The sequence below is a fragment of the Leifsonia sp. Y862 genome, from assembly GCF_057669585.1.
In genome coordinates this window covers 750,743-770,456 of sequence record NZ_JBYHFR010000001.1, presented here as the reverse complement: position 1 = coordinate 770,456, position 19,714 = coordinate 750,743, and the positions used below count along the sequence as shown (strand labels likewise).

The 19,714-nt window shown below is 65.0% G+C and carries 18 protein-coding genes; 10 read left to right on the top strand and 8 right to left on the bottom strand.

Features of this window, described 5'->3' with window-relative positions:
• Positions 1-132 precede the first annotated feature (132 nt).
• Complete coding sequence (locus AC25Z0_RS03645) at positions 133-585, top strand: DUF4870 domain-containing protein (RefSeq protein ID WP_488132345.1); 453 nt, start codon at positions 133-135, stop codon at positions 583-585.
• 240 nt (positions 586-825) lie between these two features.
• Positions 826-1,203, top strand: coding sequence for a DUF4870 domain-containing protein (locus AC25Z0_RS03640; protein WP_488118900.1), 378 nt, complete (start codon positions 826-828; stop codon positions 1,201-1,203).
• A 240-nt stretch (positions 1,204-1,443) separates the two neighbouring features.
• On the opposite strand, the gene AC25Z0_RS03635 is transcribed toward AC25Z0_RS03640, so the two are convergent.
• Both AC25Z0_RS03635 and AC25Z0_RS03630 read right to left on the bottom strand, forming a co-directional pair.
• Complete coding sequence (locus tag AC25Z0_RS03635; protein WP_488132344.1) at positions 1,444-2,901, bottom strand: HNH endonuclease signature motif containing protein; 1,458 nt, start codon at positions 2,899-2,901, stop codon at positions 1,444-1,446.
• A 629-nt stretch (positions 2,902-3,530) separates the two neighbouring features.
• Positions 3,531-4,187, bottom strand: coding sequence for a hypothetical protein (locus AC25Z0_RS03630; RefSeq protein ID WP_488132343.1), 657 nt, complete (start codon positions 4,185-4,187; stop codon positions 3,531-3,533).
• Between the two features lie 227 nt (positions 4,188-4,414).
• Here AC25Z0_RS03630 and AC25Z0_RS03625 point away from each other — a divergent pair, with 227 nt between their 5' ends.
• Genes AC25Z0_RS03625 through AC25Z0_RS03610 form a run of 4 tightly spaced genes read left to right on the top strand, consistent with a single transcriptional unit; the run spans position 4,415 to position 7,443 of the window.
• Positions 4,415-5,029, top strand: coding sequence for an iron chaperone (locus AC25Z0_RS03625; RefSeq protein WP_488132342.1), 615 nt, complete (start codon positions 4,415-4,417; stop codon positions 5,027-5,029).
• A gap of 31 nt (positions 5,030-5,060) precedes the next feature.
• Positions 5,061-6,161 (top strand): iron-containing redox enzyme family protein, encoded by a 1,101-nt coding sequence (locus AC25Z0_RS03620; RefSeq protein WP_488132341.1) that lies wholly within the window; start codon positions 5,061-5,063, stop codon positions 6,159-6,161.
• Positions 6,158-7,183 (top strand): glycosyltransferase family 2 protein, encoded by a 1,026-nt coding sequence (locus AC25Z0_RS03615; RefSeq protein WP_488132340.1) that lies wholly within the window; start codon positions 6,158-6,160, stop codon positions 7,181-7,183. The genes AC25Z0_RS03620 and AC25Z0_RS03615 overlap by 4 nt, the downstream gene beginning before the upstream one ends.
• Entirely contained in the window at positions 7,180-7,443 is a 264-nt protein-coding gene (locus AC25Z0_RS03610) for a CDGSH iron-sulfur domain-containing protein (protein WP_488132339.1), read from the top strand. Before AC25Z0_RS03615 ends, AC25Z0_RS03610 begins: the two co-directional genes overlap by 4 nt.
• Position 7,444: 1 nt before the next feature.
• Here the strand turns inward: AC25Z0_RS03610 and AC25Z0_RS03605 are convergent, their stop codons facing one another.
• From AC25Z0_RS03605 to lepA, 4 genes are all read right to left on the bottom strand, one after another.
• Complete coding sequence (locus AC25Z0_RS03605; RefSeq protein WP_488132338.1) at positions 7,445-7,690, bottom strand: hypothetical protein; 246 nt, start codon at positions 7,688-7,690, stop codon at positions 7,445-7,447.
• Between the two features lie 225 nt (positions 7,691-7,915).
• Positions 7,916-9,145 (bottom strand): radical SAM family heme chaperone HemW, encoded by a 1,230-nt coding sequence (gene hemW / locus AC25Z0_RS03600; RefSeq protein WP_488132337.1) that lies wholly within the window; start codon positions 9,143-9,145, stop codon positions 7,916-7,918.
• Between the two features lie 5 nt (positions 9,146-9,150).
• A complete protein-coding gene (locus AC25Z0_RS03595) occupies positions 9,151-9,798 on the bottom strand; it encodes a DUF1990 domain-containing protein (RefSeq protein WP_488118890.1) in 648 nt (215 codons plus the stop codon).
• Between the two features lie 203 nt (positions 9,799-10,001).
• The gene (gene lepA / locus AC25Z0_RS03590) at positions 10,002-11,852 is read right to left on the bottom strand and encodes a translation elongation factor 4 (protein WP_488118889.1); all 1,851 of its coding nucleotides are present in this window, start codon (positions 11,850-11,852) and stop codon (positions 10,002-10,004) included.
• Between the two features lie 135 nt (positions 11,853-11,987).
• Here lepA and AC25Z0_RS03585 point away from each other — a divergent pair, with 135 nt between their 5' ends.
• The 4 genes from AC25Z0_RS03585 (at position 11,988) to rpsT (ending at position 15,181) form a co-directional block, all read left to right on the top strand.
• Entirely contained in the window at positions 11,988-13,349 is a 1,362-nt protein-coding gene (locus AC25Z0_RS03585) for a sensor histidine kinase (RefSeq protein WP_488132336.1), read from the top strand.
• The gene (locus tag AC25Z0_RS03580) at positions 13,346-13,975 is read left to right on the top strand and encodes a response regulator (RefSeq protein ID WP_488132335.1); all 630 of its coding nucleotides are present in this window, start codon (positions 13,346-13,348) and stop codon (positions 13,973-13,975) included. The genes AC25Z0_RS03585 and AC25Z0_RS03580 overlap by 4 nt, the downstream gene beginning before the upstream one ends.
• A 59-nt stretch (positions 13,976-14,034) precedes the next feature.
• On the top strand, positions 14,035-14,802 hold the full coding sequence (locus AC25Z0_RS03575; RefSeq protein ID WP_488132334.1) for an alpha/beta fold hydrolase: 768 nt from the start codon (positions 14,035-14,037) through the stop codon (positions 14,800-14,802).
• Positions 14,803-14,920: 118 nt separating this feature from the next.
• Complete coding sequence (gene rpsT / locus AC25Z0_RS03570; protein WP_488118885.1) at positions 14,921-15,181, top strand: 30S ribosomal protein S20; 261 nt, start codon at positions 14,921-14,923, stop codon at positions 15,179-15,181.
• Between the two features lie 744 nt (positions 15,182-15,925).
• On the opposite strand, the gene holA is transcribed toward rpsT, so the two are convergent.
• Both holA and AC25Z0_RS03560 read right to left on the bottom strand, forming a co-directional pair.
• The gene (holA, locus tag AC25Z0_RS03565; RefSeq protein WP_488132333.1) at positions 15,926-16,954 is read right to left on the bottom strand and encodes a DNA polymerase III subunit delta; all 1,029 of its coding nucleotides are present in this window, start codon (positions 16,952-16,954) and stop codon (positions 15,926-15,928) included.
• A gap of 85 nt (positions 16,955-17,039) precedes the next feature.
• Positions 17,040-19,601 carry a ComEC/Rec2 family competence protein gene (locus AC25Z0_RS03560; RefSeq protein ID WP_488132332.1) on the bottom strand — a complete coding sequence of 854 codons (2,562 nt, stop codon included), beginning with the start codon at positions 19,599-19,601 and terminating at the stop codon, positions 17,040-17,042.
• Positions 19,602-19,714 lie beyond the last annotated feature (113 nt).

Below are 19,714 nucleotides of genomic sequence, written 5' to 3'. Positions count from 1 at the left end.
CAATCATATCGCGTCTACCTGTGCCTTCATTGATTGCCAACCGGAGTTTCACCGCAGTAGCGTTGGCATACAGAACGGCGCGCGAGATTGGCATGACCGCCTGGAGCGTGCAATCGTCTGAAAGGCGCGATCATGACTGATCCGGATGCACAGACTCCCCCAGAACCGCCAGACGGCGAGGAACAGCCGCCGCCCGGCTTCCGGCAGTCTTACGTTCCGCCGAACCCGAATACCACCCTGTCGACAATGGACGACCGGCAGTGGGCGTCCCTGGCTCATCTGGGCGGTATTTTGGGGTTCCTTCCCTCGCTCATCATCTGGCTTGTCTTCAGACAGCGCGGTCCGTTCACCAACGTGGAAGCCAAGGAAGCACTCAACTTCCAGATCACCCTGTCGATCGGGTACGTGGTGATCTACGTCGTCAGCTTCATCGTGACCGTCGTGACCTTCGGCCTGATCTCGTTCATCGGCCTGTTGTTCTGGGTGCTCTGGATCCTCGGTGTCGTCTTTTCCATCCTCGGCTTCATGAAGGCGAAGGATGGGTACCACTATCGCTACCCGTACGCCATCCGCTTCATCGGATAGCCGGCTTTACCAAATACGGGCTTGACCAATACGGGCTTGACCAAACAGTGGTCACGGAGCCCGCGGATGACGTAGCCACGCCAGACACGCGTATTCGTCCCCAATTGCGTCTCGCTCTGTCTGTACTGTATTGACTGGACATCACCGCGTTTTCCGCATGTCCGCGTTTCACTGCACGTCATCATTGCCCGCCCCGTGCGCGATCCAGCGCCATACGATCCCAGCGCCAAAGGAGACACCATGTCTGATGCACCTCCACCCCCTCCCGCCAACCCGTACCAGTCTCCCAGCCAGCTCAGCCCGGCTGACGAAAAGCTCTGGGCGACGCTCATCCACATCGGCGGAATCTTCTTCGAGCTGCTGCCCGCACTGATCGGTTACCTGGTCCTCAAGGATCGCGGCCCGTTCATTCGCCAGCACACCGCTGCGGCATTGAACTTCCAGCTCACCATGCTGATCGCGTACATCATCGGCGCCATCTTGACGGCCGTCTTCATCGGCATCCTGATCGTCTTCGCCGTATGGGTCGTGACGATTGTCTTCAGCATCATGGCCGCAGTCGCTGCCAACAAGGGCGAGGCGTACGTGTACCCGCTGTCGATCAAGTTCGTCAGCTAGCTCGCACTCTCGTGTGAGGCCGCACCGGCGGTCACGCGGAAGAAGCCGCTCACCAGGTCACGATCTGGTGAGCGGCTTCTTTCGTTGAGCGGATGTCGGAGCAGAACGTGAACGCGCGCTCGCGGCCCACGGTGCGCCCGGTGCGCGCTCGGGCCCCCTAGGAGCATGCTTCACGCGGGTCCTGATCATTCAACCGGGTGGGGTCTCGGACCAATACAGACACGGCCGGGTCGGTTCTGTTCAGCCCGTTTGCGGATGATCACGTCTATCGGCGAGTTGGTCTGCCATCCGGGTCGGGGACTTCGTGGCCACATGCCACCGCTGCTGCCCGTCCATCCAGATCGGGGCCTTCACCTGCGGCACCCCGTCGACCATCCGGATCTGCCACCCCGACCGGTGAATCGTTCGGTGGTGGAACCAGCACAGGGTCACTCCGTTACCCACCTCGGTGGGCCCGCCGAGCGCATCCGGGATGACGTGGTGAATCTCGGCCCACGCGGCCGGGCTCTGGCAGCCCGGGATGATGCAGCCGCCGTCCCGGAGGGTGATTGCACGGCGCTGCTGGCCGGAGAAGCACCGGTCGGTGACCCCAAGTTCGATGATCTTGCCCTTCGCATTGATCGTGACCGGTTGCACTCCCCCGGCACACGCCATCTGCTCCACCGTCAGCATTGAGATGGGTGCCACCTGCCCATCAATGTGACCGGCACCCGTGCCGGCCAGGAAGTCTTCCTGCCGCACGCTGACCAGCACGGTCGGGGCGGCCCCGCCAATCGAGGGTGCTTCGGCACTTCGCGCGGCAGTGTCAACGATCATCGTGAAGAGGTCGTGGCGCAGCTGGTCGCGGGTCCGATCGTCGTGCTCGAGCACGTCCCGGTCGATCTCTTGCTCCTGCTCCTCCACAGTCAGGAACTTGACCTGCGCGGTCCGCGGCGACATGTATGCATCCATCAACCGTTGGAACTTGGCGGCCGTCTCCGGCATCAACGCTCCCGACACGGGGATGAGTCCGTCGCGCTCGGTGCCGAGCCGGAACCCGCGGTTCAACATCGCCCGCTTCTCATCGGGCTCAAGACCGTCCGGGTCGATGAATGCCTTCCACACCTGCGCTTGCAGCAGCGTTTCATCCGCAGCCACCGGGGTCGTGGCCTCGTCGCCCGGCCCGATCGGTTGCCCCGTCGCCGCTGAGACGAGGGCTTCCTCGGCGAGTTGGATCTCACCGACCGCGATCCGGCCACGCAACGGGCTAAGTGCCGCAATGATCACTTCGGCACTGTCCCGACCGAGCAGCCCACTGGCCAGCCCGACCGCCACGGCCGGGAACTTCGCCGGGAACGCCGCCCCGTCCAACCCGTACTGGGTGCGGACGTGGTCGCCCAACCGGATGCGCTTGGCGATGGTCTTCGCCGACACGCTTGTGAGCCGTTCCAACAGCTCGGTGCCGCTCCGGCATCCGCGCTTGGATGACAGCCGCTCGGAGACCTCCAGGGTCTTCCGCGACCGCTCCTCAATCTCGGCGGCCAACGACACTCGGTACGCGTCGATGATCCGTCCGGCCTGCTCCGCCTGGATGGCACGTTCGACCAGATCATCATCACTGTCGACGCGCACCGTGGCGCAGGGCTGGGCCTCCGAAAACTCCGCCGTGAAATCCTGCAGCATGTCCTTCACTGAGCGGGATTCCTCGATTGTGAGCATGCCTCAATACTACCAGTATTAGAACAGATAGGCGAGCTTTTCTCAATCCCAGCCAGGGCTTAGTCGTAAGTATGTTCGGGTAGATGTTCCGGAGGGCGGGCCGCTATCGGCCCCGAGGTGCGAGGGTGCGAGGTGCGAGGGTGCGAGGGTGCGAGGTGCGAGGTGCGAGGTGCGAGGTGCGAGGTGCGAGCGAGAATAGGCGTTCGGTCACCGCGCCGAACTCTGGCGCGCGTTTTCCCGCCTGGCGCGCGGTTTATCGCGCGCCAGCCGCATTTTCGCGCGCCCCGATGAAATCACGACGGCCCGTCGCCCAGTTGACTCTCGTGGGCGGCGCTACGTGTCGAGGTGGCCGGTGGGACCCGCCGCGGGGGTCGAACGCGGCGGCGCGGTAGCTGCAACATGCGCATTGCTGCGTTCAACCCGCGTACCCCGCTGCCGGTGCCCCCTTGGGGTGCGCGGTCGTCTGAGTCCGCCGTGCCGCTTGATTCGGCGAGAAGGGTCTCGAGACACTCGCTGGCGCTCGCTCCTCGACAAACGGATTCGACCAACGGAGACCTCGGACAACGGAGACCTCGCTACTCAACCAAGAGCTCGCTCCTCGACCGCCGGAACCAAGCGCGAAGACTCACTTAGCCTGCCGAGACGAAGCGCAGGTCCGGCTCCATTGGCAGCGTGGCGGGGAGTACGACGCTCAGCACGCGGTCACCGAGCACTGCGCCGTGCGCCCGGTATCCACGGTGCTCAATTCGGATTCCGGCAACGGGCAGGCCGTCGATCTCGATCGAGTGCTCCAGAGCGAGGCTTGGATCGGTCGCATCCTGAGCCGAAAATGGATCCGCTTCCAAACCATTAGCAGAGGCATTCCGCCAGACGTGATCGAGGTGCTGCGCAAGGGCCGCAGCATAGGAACCCCACGACAGCGCATCAGTGGTGGTCGAGGTGCGCACGGCTTCCCACAGCATCGGGTACCTGGAGCGCAGCATCCGCTCTCGCACCCAGTCAGGCAGCCCATCCGCGCGCTCGGCAGACAGCAGATGCCCGTCGTTGTGTGCGTCATCGCGTCGAAGAAAGTTGGCGGGATCATCCCGATCGTCCGGATTGACAAGGACGCTGTAATGCACCGCGATCGCGGAAATCTCGCCATTCGTGCGTTCCACATTGACGCCCGCCTGTTCGATGTGCCGTTGCGGGGCAAAAGTGACCACGCGGCCGCCGAACTCTGCAACAGCGTCGTCGAATGACAACGGCGCCGGCGGCCATTCGATCGGTCCGGGAACGAACTGCATGAGGCGATCCTCTCGCTGACGACTGTGTGGTCACACGGTATCGCGCTCCAGACAGAAATTGGCGGATGCCACTGCGCACCCCAACGCTTTACGTTCGGCCCGCGGTGTGGTCGAGTGGAGCCGGGGCACCCGCTGCCCCACGCAGAACCAGTTCACGCTCAGAACCGAGTCCACACGCAGAACCGGTTCAACACGCAGAACCGAGTCAACAAAAGGAGTGCACCGCGATGGCTGAGAAGCAGAAGTCCACTGCAACATCCACGGCGAAAAGTGAGCCGGCCGAGGGATTCTCTGAGGAGGAACGGGCCGCCATCAAGGAGCGTGCCGCTGAGCTCAGAGCAGAGAAACGTCGCAGCAAGGACTCCGACAAGAAGGCGCAGGACGAGAAGGCCGTTCTCGCAGCAATCGCGGACATGCCGGACGCAGACCGTGCCCTCGCAGAGCGAGTCCATGCCGTCATCACGGAGAACGCACCAGACCTCGCACCCAAGCTCTGGTACGGGATGCCCGCGTATGCCATCGACGGCAAGATCGTCTGCTTCCTCCAGCCGGCAGAGAAGTTCAAGACGCGGTATGCGACCCTCGGCTTCAATGACGTGGCTACCCTCGACGACGGCACCATGTGGCCAACTGCATTCGCCCTTGCGGAGCTGACCGCGGCAGACGAAAAGAAGATCGGCGCCCTCGTGGCGCGCAGTGAGCTGACATGCAACGTGTCGAGTGGCGCCACAAGCCACGATCGACGCGAAGCAGGGCACGATCGACGTGAAGCAGGGCACGATCGACGCGAAGCAGGGCACGATCGACGCGAAGCAGGGCACGACGGCACACGCCGGGCTTGACCATTGCTGACGCCGGATGGATTCTGGGCCCATGGACACCCCAGGCAGCCAGACCACAGAGACCCTGCCCACTGCGATCGCTTTCCCCTTCGAACCACGCGGCCCACTCAGCGGGCGGCTTGTGGTCGCTCTCGCCGAACCGCCATCCGTCACTGACGACCTAGCGGATTTCCAGGCGGAGCTGGAACGCGCATTGGCGGACAGCACCGACCTCCTCCGCGACGATGACCTGCAGCTCACGCTCTTCGTGCTCTACGGCCTGTTCTATGGAGACGTTGGCACTGTCGACGATGCCTGGGAATGGCATCCGGCAACACTCGCCGCCCGTGCCAGCATCGAGGCGACGTTCGAGCGGCAACTGCGGAATTCCGTGGTCATACCGCCGTTGCCCCCGGCCGACGCCGAGTCGGTCGCTGCCGCACTGTTTCGGCTGACGGGTAAGGATTCGGGGCCCAGCCTCGCGCGATTCGTAGCGCAGCGTGCGTCGGCAGACCAACTCGTGGAGTTCGTGATCTACCGCTCCATCTACACACTCAAGGAGGCCGACCCGCACTCGTGGGCCATTCCCCGCCTCACCGGCAAGGCGAAGGCTGCCTTGGTCGAGATTCAGGCCGACGAGTACGGAGGCGGGCGCCCGGAGCGGATGCACTCCGCAATCTTCGCCCGCACGATGACAGAGCTTGGGCTCGATGCTCGCTACGGCGCGTACGTCGACCAGGTTTCCGCGCTCACCCTGGCGTCGATGAACATGATGTCGATGTTCGGCCTCAACCGTCGACTGCGTGGCGCCATCGCTGGCCACCTGGCTGCGTTCGAGATGACCTCGTCAATCCCGAACCGGCTCATCGGCAATGGATTCCGCCGATTGGGTTTCGAGAAGAACGTCACGGACTATTTCGACGAGCACGTTGAAGCGGATGCCGTGCACGAACAAATCGCCGGTCGCGAACTCGCCGGTGGCCTCGCAGAGGACCAGCCGGCACTGCTGGCGGACATCTTCTTCGGTGCGAGCGCCTGCCTGACGGTAGACGGATTGGCTGGGCAAGAAGTTCTCGACGCATGGACCTCTGGGCGGTCCTCCCTGCGCACTCCGCTCGCCCCGCAAGCACGTCCCGCACCCTCGGCATCATGAGCTCGCCCCTGCCGGCCGACTACGTACTGCCGCTCCTCTGGCGAGATGATCGCGGCATAGACGAGCTCACCGACTACCTGCACACGCTCAGTGGGTGGATCGCCGTCACCGTCGTTGACGGGTCGCCCGGCGGCATGTTCGACGACCACCACGACCGGTGGTCTGGGTTCGTTCGGCACGTTCGTCCGGATCCGTGGCCAGGCAACAATGGCAAGGTCGCCGGTGTCATGACCGGCCTCGGCCTCGCCGACACCAATCTGGCCGACGGCAATCGCGTCGTCATCGCCGACGACGATGTTCGTTACGACCTGCCTGGGCTCACCCGAATCGTCACGGCGTTGGACCACGCCGACGTGGTGCGACCGCAGAACTTCTTCACCAGCCTCCCCTGGCACGCCCGCTGGGATACGGGGCGCACTCTCGTGAACCGCGCGCTCGGCGCCGACTACCCTGGCACCCTCGCCGTGCGGCGCGACCGCATTCTGTCAGTCGGCGGATACGCCGGTGACGTCCTCTTCGAGAACCTGGAACTGATCCGCACTGTGACCGCAGCAGGCGGCCGGGAGGCGCAGGTTGCCGACCTGTTCGTGGGCAGGATTCCGCCCACCGTTGGCCACTTCGCCGGCCAACGCATCCGCCAGGCCTATGACGACTTCGCCCAGCCACTGCGTCTCGTTGCAGAGCTGGCCCTGCTGCCGCTGACGCTGTGGGCGCTCAGACGACCCCAGCGGATGCTCGTTGGCGTCGTCGTGGCGTGTGCCGTGGGTGAGTGGGGTCGGCGGCGAGCCAACGGCGCATCCGTCTTTCCCTGGACGAGTGCCGCCTGGGTTCCCCTCTGGATGCTGGAGCGCGCCATCTGCATGTGGCTGGCCGTTGGCCTTCGCGTGCTCGGCGGGCCCCGGTATGGAGCCGGACGGCTTCGCCGTGCCGCTACCCCGCTGCGGCAGCTGCGGGAACGCGTTGCCACACATACAGCAGGGACACATACAGCAGGGACACATACAGCAGGGACACTGACGTGAACGACGAGATGCAGGACGCCGCTGCAGAACCGACGGGCGACGAGCGACGGGAGAGCCTGCATCCGCTCATCACCGTGTGCGCCGATGGCCCCCTTCTCATCCGCGGCAGCGTCGACATCGTTGGAGCTGGGGGAGATCCTGTGCCCGTCACACGCAAGACCATTGCCCTTTGCCGATGCGGCGAATCGACCATCAAACCGTTCTGCGATGGCTCACACAAGCTCGTGGGATTTCACCCGGACCAGCCGCCTACGGAGTAACTCATGCCCCTGAGAACTTATTCGGTTCGAGCCCGGCAATGCGATGCGCGTGCTCCTGGAGATCCGCTTCGCTGATCTGGTGCCCGCCGTTCGCGAATCTCTCACGCAGCGCTTCCATGACTTTCGCCTCGTCGTGGCCGGCCAAATCCGCTTCCTGCTGCCTGAGAATGCCCGCCACCTTGGCGTCTTCCGGCTGAGAATGCTGGGCCTGAATTGGTTCGTCCTGGGTGTCATCGCGGTTCGTCATGCGTCCTCCGATCAGAGAGCTGCTTCGGGACTAGAGGTGCTTTCTGGCTATTGTGCCTCGTCTGCGGTGAGCTTTGGCTGTACGGATTCAGCTCGGTTCGCTCACGAAACCGATCTTGTTGCCGCCCAGGTCGGTCGGCTCACGGATCGGTGACTGGGATAGCGACTGTCACGTCCTTGGTTCTCAGACCAGACTCAGACCGGACCCTGGCGGGAACCGGATGCCCTAGTCGTCAGCGAGCAGGCGGCGCACCACGGCATCCGCGAGCAAGCGACCGGTGAGCGTCAGCTCAACCGTGCCAGAGAGTGCAGCACGCGGATCGACCAGCTGGTCTGCGATGAGTCCTGCGACCTCGAGCCTGCCTCGCTCCGACAGCGAGTCGATGCGAATACCCTCACGGATGCGGCTGGTCAGGAGAACCCGCTCGACCTCGCGGGTTGCGTCGTCGAGGGTCTCACGGCCGGCAGCTGGCGAGTGTCCGGCGAGCACCCGGTCTGCGTACGCTGCCGGGTGCTTGACGTTCCACCAGCGCAGTCCGCCGACGTGGCTGTGGGCGCCGGGGCCAACGCCCCACCAGTCCTGGCTGCGCCAGTACGAGAGATTGTGGCGTGACCTGTGGTCGACATCCGTTGCCCAGTTGCTGACTTCGTACCAGCCGTAGCCGGCCTCCTCAAGCATCCTGTCGGCCATCTCGTAGAGGTCTGCCTGGTGATCTTCGTCGACGGGAGCGATTTCGCCGCGCTTGATCTGCCGGGCGAGCTTGGTGCCTTCCTCGACGATGAGCGAATATGCGCTGATGTGGTCTGGGCGCTGCGCGATCGCGTGCGTAAGACTCGTGCGCCAGTCGTCGAGCGACTCCCCCGGCGTGCCATAGATGAGGTCGAGACTCACATCGAGGCCGACATCCCTGGCCCACTGCACGACGAGTGGAATGCGCTCTGGATCGTGGGTGCGCTCCAGCGTGGCGAGCACGCGCGGCACCGCAGACTGCATGCCGAACGAGACACGGGTGAAGCCGGCCTCAGCGAGGGAAGCGAGGTAGGCGGCATCCACTGAGTCTGGGTTGGCTTCTGTCGTCACCTCTGCGCCGTCGGCGATTCCGAAATTGGAACGGATGGCGTTGAACATCTTGACCAGGTCAGTGACCGGCAGCAGCGTCGGCGTGCCACCGCCGAAGAAAACGGTCGCGGCCTCCCGAGGGGCGACACCGGACTCGGCGAGAATCCGGGCACCTGACTCGACTTCGATCACGGCCTGGCTGGCATAATCGCTCTGCTTGACGCCGCGCAGCTCGGTGGCCGTGTAGGTGTTGAAATCGCAGTAGCCACAGCGCACCCGGCAGAACGGCACGTGCAGGTAGACGCCGAAATCGCGTTCAGCGGATCCAACCGCGGCGGATGCCGGAAGGAGTCCGTCGAGAGGTGCGGGGTCGCCGAGGGGAAGTGCACTTGGCACGTGGTTTACGCTCCAGACGCGGGGTGCAACGCCCGCAAGTACTGCTTTGTGATTTTTGCCTGCTGGTACCGGAGGATCGGCGCCACCAGCTTGTACTTCAGCGTGCTGGGCTGCGAGAACGACCGGATGGTCAGCCAGACGGAGTCGTCTTCGAGCTTCTCAACGACGAATGACTCTTCGCCGCTCTCCGGGTGCCCGGCCATGGTTCCGTACGCAAAGCCGATCTTGTTGGCTTCGTCGATGACGTAGACCACGCGAACCGGTGCGACGACATTGAACGGGCCTGCCTTGATGGACAGCTTCGCCGTCATGCCGTTGGCGATGTATGGGGTGCCGTCATCGGCAAAGGTCGCTTCATTGACCGGATGCCGCTGGTCGCGCGAGGGAGAGCCGTCTTCGTTGAACGCGATCCCCGCATACTGCACGCCGGTGCCGACTTCAAGGTCGGTGACCTCCATGCCGCTTCCGCGCTGCACGCCCCAGGTCATGAGCGACGTCGCTGCCGCCCTGAATCGGTCGCTGCCGCTACCGAGCTTCACCGTGCTTTCGGCCGGACGGTACCCGGCTGGCGGGAACGTCATGAGGTCGGCAGCCAGCGTTCCGCCGATCGCACCGTAGGTAACAGATGCATCGGTGAAGGTTGCGCGGCGCATCAGAGTACGTCCCGACCGTCTGTACGGGCGAGGCCCGACTGCGTGACGAACGACAACTGCTGATTCATGAAAAAACTCCCGCTTGCGCTTGAACTACTAGCTCTAAGGGTATGCGACGAACCCTTGGCGTTGGTCGCGTGTGCCGGCACGCAGCACAATGGGCTGCCTGGACCCAGTCCAGACAGCCCACCGAAAACCAGCTGCTACTTCTTGTCCTTCTTCTCCGTGTCTCCGGTAAGAGCTGCAACGAAGGCCTCCTGCGGAACTTCCACGCGGCCGACCATCTTCATGCGCTTCTTACCTTCCTTCTGCTTTTCAAGCAGCTTGCGCTTACGGCTGATGTCGCCGCCGTAGCACTTGGCAAGGACGTCCTTGCGGATGGCGCGAATGCTCTCGCGCGCAATGATGCGTGCGCCGATGGCAGCCTGGATCGGAACCTCGAACTGCTGGCGAGGGATGAGCTCGCGCAGGCGCGTGGTCATCAGCACGCCGTATGCGTATGCCTTGTCGCGGTGCACGATGGCGCTGAACGCGTCGACCTGCTCGCCCTGCAGCAGAATGTCAACCTTGACCAGGTCGGCTTCCTGCTGGCCGGTGGGCTCGTAGTCGAGCGAAGCATAGCCAGCGGTACGGCTCTTCAGCTGGTCGAAGAAGTCGAAGACAATCTCACCGAGCGGCATCGTGTAGCGAATCTCGACGCGGTCCTCACCGAGGAACTCCATGCCGAGCAGAACGCCTCGGCGGCTCTGGCAGAGCTCCATGATGACGCCGACGTAATCCTTCGGCGCGAGAATAGCGGCCTTGACGACCGGCTCCTCAACCTTGGAAATCTTTCCACTCGGGAACTCGCTCGGGTTGGTGACCGTGACGGTGCGCTTGTCGTCGGTGGTGACCTCGTACGGCACGCTCGGCGCCGTGGCGATCAGGTCGAGGTCAAACTCGCGCTCAAGGCGCTCCGTGATGATCTCGAGGTGCAGCAGGCCCAGGAATCCGCAGCGGAATCCGAACCCGAGGGCAACGGATGTCTCGGGCTCGTAGACGAGGGAGGCATCCGACAGCTTGAGCTTGTCAAGCGCCTCGCGCAGGACGGGGAAGTCACTTCCCTCGATCGGGTAAAGACCGGAGAAGACCATGGGCTGCGGTTCGGTATAGCCGGGAAGGGCAACGGTCGCGGGCCTGGCCGCCGTCGTGACGGTGTCACCGACCTTCGACAGGCGCACGTCCTTCACACCGGTGATCAAGTAGCCGACCTCGCCGACACCGAGTCCGTTGCTCTGGGTGGGCTCGGGAGAGCTCACACCGATCTCGAGAATCTCGTGCGTGGAACGCGTCGACATCATCTGGATCTTCTCGCGCGGCTTCAGTTCACCGTCGATCATGCGCACATACGTCACCACACCGCGGTAGCTGTCGTACACGGAGTCGAAAATCATGGCGCGAGCCGGTGCGTCAGGGTCGCCGACGGGAGCCGGGATCTGGCTGACGGCCAGGTCGAGCAGCTCGCTGACGCCCATGCCGGTCTTGCCTGACACGCGCAGCACGTCTTCTGGCTTGCCACCGATGAGGCTGGCCAGCTCTTTGGCGTATTTCTCGGGGTCGGCAGCCGGCAGGTCGATCTTGTTCAGCACCGGGATGATGGTGAGGTCGTTCTCGAGAGCCAGGTACAGGTTGGCCAGCGTCTGGGCTTCGATGCCCTGCGCTGCGTCAACGAGCAGGATGGCACCCTCGCAGGCCGCAAGGCTCCGCGAGACCTCGTAGCTGAAGTCGACGTGACCAGGGGTGTCGATCATGTTGAGCGCGTAAGTCTTGCCGTCGAGCTCCCAGGGCATGCGAACGGCCTGGCTCTTGATCGTGATGCCGCGCTCGCGCTCGATGTCCATACGGTCCAGGTACTGGGCACGCATGGAACGGTCGTCGACGACACCCGTGATCTGCAGCATCCGGTCGGCAAGGGTGGACTTGCCGTGGTCGATGTGGGCAATGATGCAGAAGTTACGGATGAACTCGGGGGCAGTTGCGGCCGGTTCAAGCGCTGTGTGAGCTCTCGGTGACATGATCTGCCCATTGTCCCATGAGAGGGCGACTTCGAGCGCCGCAGCTCGCTTCGAACTTCGCACGTGCGGCCGGCAACAGGGATTCACTCTTTTGATGGATGCTCGCTCACACGTGCGCTGGTTAGGCTGATCGCGATGTCCACCTCAGATGCCACGCTCATCAGCAGGCTGCCGCATTCCGCCCTGACTCCCGTCTTGACGGGCCTGCGCATTGCGCTGCACATGCTGATCGTTGGGCTCACCGCATTCGTGATTCTGCGCGCGGCGTTCGGCGTCTGGCCGTATCCAGCGCTCGTCATCACGCTCGCAGTTGTCTTCCTCGCCACGTATGTCGGTGGCAATGTGCTCCTCACGGTGCGCGCCGACCGCTGGATCGTGCCGGTGTGGCTGCTGGTCCTGATAATCGAATGGCTGGCGTTCACGTTGCTGGCCTCCGATGCCGCGTACATCGTCTTCCCCCTCTTCTTCCTGCAACTCCACGTTCTCCCGCTGCGCTGGGCGATCCCGACCGTTGCCGTCAGCGTGATCCTGGCGATCTGGGCGCTCACCTGGCACCTGGGCTGGAACCTCGGTGCCACGCTCGGGCCTCTTATCGGCGCCGGTGCCGCGGTGGCGGTTGGCCTCGGCTATCGCGCCCTCCTGCACGAGGCCGTCGAGCGGCAAGCGCTCATTGCCGACCTCATCGATACACGGGCGGAGCTGGCCGCGACGGCCAGGGCATCAGGCACCGCCGCAGAGCGGGAGCGCCTGGCGCGGGAGATCCACGACACGGTGGCCCAGGGTCTGTCGAGCATCCAGCTGCTGTTGCACGCCGCTGAGCGTACGGTGACGGATGCCACGGCGCTCGAACACCTGCGACTTGCGCGGGAGACCGCGGCGATCAACCTGCAGGAGGCCCGCCGCTTCATCCGGGAACTCACGCCGCCAGCGTTGGACGCCCAGACGCTGCCCGCCGCCCTGGCGCGGCTGGCTGAGGGGGTGTCGGCATCCGCTGAAACCGTGAGCGGCGAGCCTGGAGCAGCCCGGCTGTCGGTCATCGTCCACGTCACCGGCGAACCAGTGCCGTTGCCGATGCGCCTCGAGGCCACGCTGCTGCGCATTGCCCAGGGCTCGCTCGCCAATGTGGCCCAGCATGCCCGTGCAGACAGGGCCGAGCTCACGCTCAGCTATATGCCTGACTCCATCGCCCTCGACATCGTCGACAACGGCGTCGGGTTTGATCCGGCAGGGCCGCAACTGGCCGGGCGGCCGGACTCATTCGGCCTGCGCGCGATTCGTGCCAGGGTCGAACAGCTCGGCGGCACCTTCGTGCTGGAGTCGGCACCGGGCAGCGGAACCGCCATCGCCGTCACGTTCCCGCTCGACGAGTCGATCAACACGCCACTCGCTGACGTGCTGCTCACCGACGCGCCGCTCACTGACGCGCCGGCCGACCTGTCCATGCCGCCTGTCGACGCGCCACCAGCCGCCACCCCACTCAATACGGAGTTCTCATGATCCGCCTGCTCATCGCCGATGATCACCCTGTCGTGCGCGCCGGCCTGCGGGCGTTGTTCTCCGCCGAGCCCGACATGGACATCGTCGCTGAGGCATCGACAGCGGAACATGCCGTCGAACTGGCCGCAGAGCTCGACGTCGACGTCGTGCTGATGGACCTTCAGTTCGGCGGAACCCTGCAGGGCGCTGAAGCCACCCGGCGCGTGCGGGCGCTCCCCCAGCCTCCGCACGTGCTGGTGCTGACCAACTACGACACGGACGCCGACATCCTGGGCGCCGTCGAGGCCGGTGCCAGCGGATACCTGCTGAAGGACGCGCCCCCTGCCGAACTCGTCGCAGCCGTTCGCGCTGCCGCTGCCGGCGAGAGCGCACTCGCGCCCGCCATTGCCTCCCGGCTCGATCCGAGCACCAGGGAGCCGGAGACGCAGCTGACCCTGCGCGAAACGGAGGTGCTGACGCTGGTGGCGGCTGGGCTTTCGAACCGACAGATCGGGCAGGAACTGTTCCTCTCCGAAGCCACCGTCAAGTCGCATCTCGTACACATTTTCACCAAGCTCGGCGTCAGCTCGCGCACGGCCGCCGTCGTGCAGGCCAGGGCCCTCGGCACGATCAGGAACCCGCAGTAGCCTGCACGTGGGGTGCCACCTCGCCGGCACCTCATGACCACCGGCTGAAAGGTGTGCAGATGACAGACAGCATTCCGATTGTGCTCGTGCACGGCATCCGTGCCTCTTCGACCATGTGGCGACACCAGGTCGACGCGCTGCACAAGGCCGGCTATCGCGTGCTGGCAATCGACCTGCCCGGCCACGGCATTAACCTCGAGTCAGAGTTCTCAGTGGATGCCGCCCTTGACGCCATCGATGCCGGAATCGACGCCGTCGCAGAGCCAGGCGAACCCGTGATGCTGGTGGGCCTCTCGCTCGGCGGATACTTCGCCACGGCGTACGCCGCCACCCACCCTGAGCGGGTACGCGGGCTCGTTGCCGCCGACTGCGCCGCGCTGCCCCTAGGGTTGCCGCTCCGGGGATACCTCGCGCTGGCCGATCTCATTCACCGGATGCCGGACAAGGGGCTCTGGCTGCACACCACGATCGTGAAACGCACGCTGCCCGCAGAAGCCGCGGCCGACGTGCTGGCCGGCGGGGTGGCCCTCGACGTGATGGCTGCTGGGCTGTCGGCGACCGGAGCGCTCGATCCGCTGGGTGATCTTGCCGCGTATCCAGGGCCGGTGTGGCTGCTCAACGGGCAATTCGACCACTTCCGGCTGCACGAGCGACGCTTCCTGGCGGCCAACCCGCGCGCGCGGCTTGTGATCGTCTGCGGGGCGTCTCACCTGGCCAGCCTGTCGCAGCCGGAACGCTTCACGGCAGCCCTGCGCCGCATCGCGGCGGAACTGGATGCATCGCTCCGTCAGGATCCGGCGCCCTCGATTGTCGGCAAGGCCAAATAACTGATAACGTTGCTTGTTGACTTGCGTGATGGGTCCCACCCCACACGACTTTCGCCGCGAAACGCCCCTCTACCGTCTAGCGGCACATCCAATTAGAACCGAACGAGAGCGTATAAACGTGGCAAACATCAAGTCGCAGATCAAGCGTATTGGCACCAACAAGAAGGCCCAGGACCGCAACAAGGCCGTCAAGAGCGAGGTCAGGACCGCCGTCCGCACGACCCGCGCAGCTGTAACCGCAGGCGACAAGGACAAGGCTGTAGCCAGCCTGGCCCTCGCTTCGAAGAAGCTTGACAAGGCCGTCAGCAAGGGCGTCATTCACAAGAACCAGGCTGCTAACAAGAAGTCGGCAATTGCCAAGGCAGTTGCTTCCCTCTAAATAGCACTCTCGCCTTCGGGCGATTTCAATACCCCCGTCTTTCGAGGCGGGGGTTTTGTGCGTTAAAGGGCGGAGTTCGACCACCCGGTGGTCGAGGAGGCCGCCAGGCCGTCTCGAGACCCTGGTGAGCCGGGGTTCTAAAGGATGGCCTGCGAGGTCTCGAGATACTCGCTGGCGCTCGCTCCTCGACCACCGGCGGGGGTGCTTGCGCACGGCTGTCGCAGAAACAGGAACAGTTCTCCCAGAGAGCGCGATCCGTCCTGTTTTCGATGACACAAGCACGATTCGTCCTGTTTTCGCGACACTGCGGCATCCGTGACAGTTCGCACCGCGGCATCCGTTGGCAGGTCACCGCGCGGCATCCGTGACAGGTCGCCTCGCGGTATCCGCTGCTTCGCGATGATCCGCATCACGAGACGAGCACATGACGCCTCAACCGCGGGGCAACCATATGGTCGGTCACGGCCCTCTTTCGGCCTCATTCCCGCCGAGAGTCGCCGTTTCCGCCGAGAATCGCTGTTGCAACGGCGACTCTCGGTCGTAGCGGCGATTCTCGGCGAGCGGATGCGTGGCCCAGGGGTTCTGAAGGACGGCCTGCGAGGTCTCGAGACGCTCGCTGGCGCTCGCTCCTCGACCACCGAGGTGGTGAATCGCGCAGGCCGACGGGAACCGGTTCGACCACAGACCGGGATGCGGCGGGGTGCGGCCGGGGCCCTAGCAAGCGCGTCAGGGGGCGGGTAGGGGTTAGCTATCGCCGCGCTGGGCGATGACGCCGATCAAGCGCTCGAGGGCGAAGACCGGGTCGCGTCCTGCGCCCTTGATGCTGGCATCCGTTTCGGCCAGGACCTGGATCGAGCGGGCGAGACCTTCGTCGGTCCAGCCGCGCAGGTCGCGCTGGGCTCGTTCGACCTGCCACGGTGCGAGCCCGAACTGCGAGGCGAGCTGCCCGCTGCCGCCGCGCACGCCGTAGAGCTTCGCCATGGTGCGGATCTTGCTCGCGAACGCAGCGACGATCGGCACGGGATCGGCACCGGACGACAGGGCGTGACGCAGGGTGATCAGCGCCTCACCGCGGCGGCCGGCAATGGCCGAATCTGCCACCTTGAACGCGTTCGTTTCGATGCGACCGCCGTAGTACCGGTCGACCGTGGTCTCGGTGATCTCTGACGTGGCATCCGCAATCAGCTGCTGGCAGGCGGCCGACAGCTCGGCGAGGTCGTCGGAGAAGGCAGCGACGAGGGAACGCAGTGCGCTGGCCGTGACCCGCTTGCCGGCGACCTTGAACTCCGTTGACGCGAACTCGTACTTCTCGGCGTCTTTCTTCAGTTCGGCGCAGACGACCTCCACGGCGCCGCCGACGCCGCTCCGCAGGGTGTCGAGCAACTTCTTGCCACGCACTCCCCCGCCGTGCCGAAGAATCACGTAGGTGTCTTCAGCTGGGTTCGTGATGTACTCGAGGATTTCCGCAAGGAAGGTATCGCTGCACTTCTCAACGGATGCGACGCGAATGAGCCGGGGCTCATTGAACAGCGACGGGCTCGCGAGAGTCAGGAGTTCGCCAGGCGCATAGCTGTCGGCCTGGATATCGCTGACTTCAATGCTGGGGTCTTCCAACTTCAGGAAGTCGCGCAATTGACGCGTCGCGCGCTCAGCCAGGAAGGTCTCCGTGCCCGAAACCAGCACGATCGGGGCTGGGCGCACCTGATTCCAGCTGAGCTGCGGGATTGCCACTGAGGACTTTGCGCGGCTTGATGCTGCAGGTCGTGTCGCCACTCGGCTCCTCTTTCTCGTGCTTTCCAGCCTAGCCGTGACCACTGTCATCCATTCCCAGCTTGCCGTGCACAGCCAGCCCGCCCAGCTAGCGACCACTGCTACTACTACCTGCCAACCGCTCCGTCCAAATGGTGAGGGCATCGCCGTCCTCGTCGGGATCAGAGTCGGGATCGGGGTCGGGATCGGTGGCGGGCGCGATCACGACCAACCCCCGCTCGTCCGTGCGGAACTCGGTGGTGCGCGTGCTCTCCAACAGGTCAAGCAGGCGCGGCGTCGGATGCCCGTATCCATTGTCGAGTCCCACCGAGATCACCCCGACTCGCGCGCGCAGTCGCTCGTAGAGCTGGGCGCTCTGGTCGCCGGAACCGTGGTGGGCGACCTTGACCACGTCGACAGGTGCCGGATGCGACGCCGTCCAGAGCGCGTCCTGGGCCTCTTCTCCCAGGTCGCCGAGAAAAATTGAGCGGATGCCGCGCCCCTCGAACGTGACAACGACGCTGCCGTCGTTCCCCGTCTCAAACGACGAATCAGCCAGCGGCCAAAGCACCTCCCACCACAGTTCGCCGAGTTGGCCGGCATCACCCTTCGCCGCTTGCCGCACGTCAGCCGCACCGGCGCGCAGGCGGGCTTGCACGCGCTCGTCGGTGACTGAGGCCGGCTCGCCCACCAGCGCCGTGTCGACCATCCCGAGCACGGCGTCGAGTCCGCCGACGTGGTCCTGGTCGTAGTGGGTCAGCACCAGGAGGTCGATGTGCGTGATACCAACCTCGACCAGGCAGTCGTCGAGTAGCGCAGGGTCTGGTCCGACGTCGACGAGCGCGATCTGGCTTCCGTCACGCACGAGTACGGCATCGCCCTGACCGATGTCGCATGCCGCGATCTGCCAGTCAGCGGGGAAACTCGTTGCGCGCCCGATGAGCGAGCCGATGCCCGTTCCGGCGTATCCGGCGACGAAGGCGGCCAGCACGCAGAACCCCACGGCCCTCGCTATCTGCGTCGCCCGACGCCCGACACCGGCAGTCCGTGTCAGCAGGAGTGCCAGCGCCAACGCCGTCAGAACCACCAGCGATATGACACCAACCATGCCGCCCACCCAGGGCAGCCTGCTGCCCGGAAGCTCTGCAGTGAACCTGGCCGTTGCCGCGATCCACGACGACGGCCACCAGGCCGCCTGCAGCACAGCGTTGGCCACACCGGGCAGGAACGGCAGGAGCAGGCAGGCGAGGAGACCGAGCATCGTGGCAATCGGCGCAGCTGGCGCCGCGAGCAGGTTCGCCGGAACCCCATACAGTGCCACGGTGGGGCTGAGGAGCACGAGCACCGGTTGGCATGCCAGCTGCGCCGCCAGGGGAAGCGCGAGCAGTGCCGCCAGTCCCTGCGGCATCCAGCGCCCGAGCGCCTGTGCCAGCGGGGCTGCGAGCACCAGCAGGCCCGCGGTCGCCAGCACCGACAGCGCGAAGCCGTAGTTGCGGCTGAGCCAGGGGTCTGAGATGAGCAGGATGATGACGGCCAGGAGCAGGGCAGGCACTCCTCTGCCCGGCCGACCCGCACCCAGAGACAGCATCACGATCGACGCCATGACCGCGGCTCTCAGGACGCTTGCTTCCGGCGTGACAAGGACGACGAACCCGACAAGCACCAACAACGAGAGCGCGATGCGCAGCCCCCGGCGCAGGCGCAGGTAGCCGCCGCAGACCATGATGATCGCGATCACCAAAGCGCAGTTCGCGCCCGATACAGCGGTCAAGTGGCTGAGCGAACTCTGCTTCATGGCCGCGGCGAGGTCATCCGTCACCGCCGACGTGTCCCCGATCGACAAGCCTGGCAATAGGGCCGCACCATCGCCGCCCAGAGGGGCTGCGGCCGCAGAGAATCCCGCGCGAAGCTCATTGGCCCACGCGAGCCACCAAGCTGGCGGCGTGAGCACCTCTGGTGGGTTCGTACCGAAAAGCAACACAGCGGCTGCGTCGCCAGACGTGGTCGCCTTCATGGTGCCGGTCAGCGAGAGGGTTGCCCCGATCTCGTAGCGAGAAGCCGATTCGCCCGCTTCGAAGAAGATCACCGCCGGCACGGCGACTGCGTGCACGCTGCGACCGTCGTCACCCTCGCCGTGACCACCGTTCCCTGTGAGGCTCACGATCGTGCCCCGAGCTCTGAGTTGGACGCCACCTGCGCCAAACTGGCCGCCACCCATCGCGTCACTCGCCACGGGCACCGACTGAAGCACGATCTCCACCGTCGGGCTGTCATGAGTATCGATCGCCTGAGCCACCACAGCTGGCATGCGAGTGGGTTCTCTGACAGCAACAACGGATGCCAGGAGCGCCGCTCCCGCGAGGCTTACGCCGAGTACGGCGATCGTGGTGAGGCCGGGGACCGACCGCTTCGTGCCCGAGCGATGGTGACGGTGAAATGGCCGTGGGAGTTCGCGCCGGATTCCGCGCGCCGAGACTGCAAGCAGCGTGGCAGCAGCTGCGGCCGCAATCCCGAACGCGATCGCAGCAGACGCCGCCCAGTCAGGGAAGCCGATCAACAACGCCGCCACCAGCCAGCACGCTGCCGCCGGGATAGCCAGCCGCGCATCGATGCGCGCACGGTCAACCGGCACCAATCGAACGAATGGATCGTGCGATTCCGGATCCGCCATCTCAGCAGGCTAAGCAGGGGCGCGTGCTGGCGCCCGACCGCCTTGGCACCTGTGTAGACCTCGCGTCGAACGCCGGATGTGGAGAAGCAGGAGGGTGCATCCGGTGGTGGATC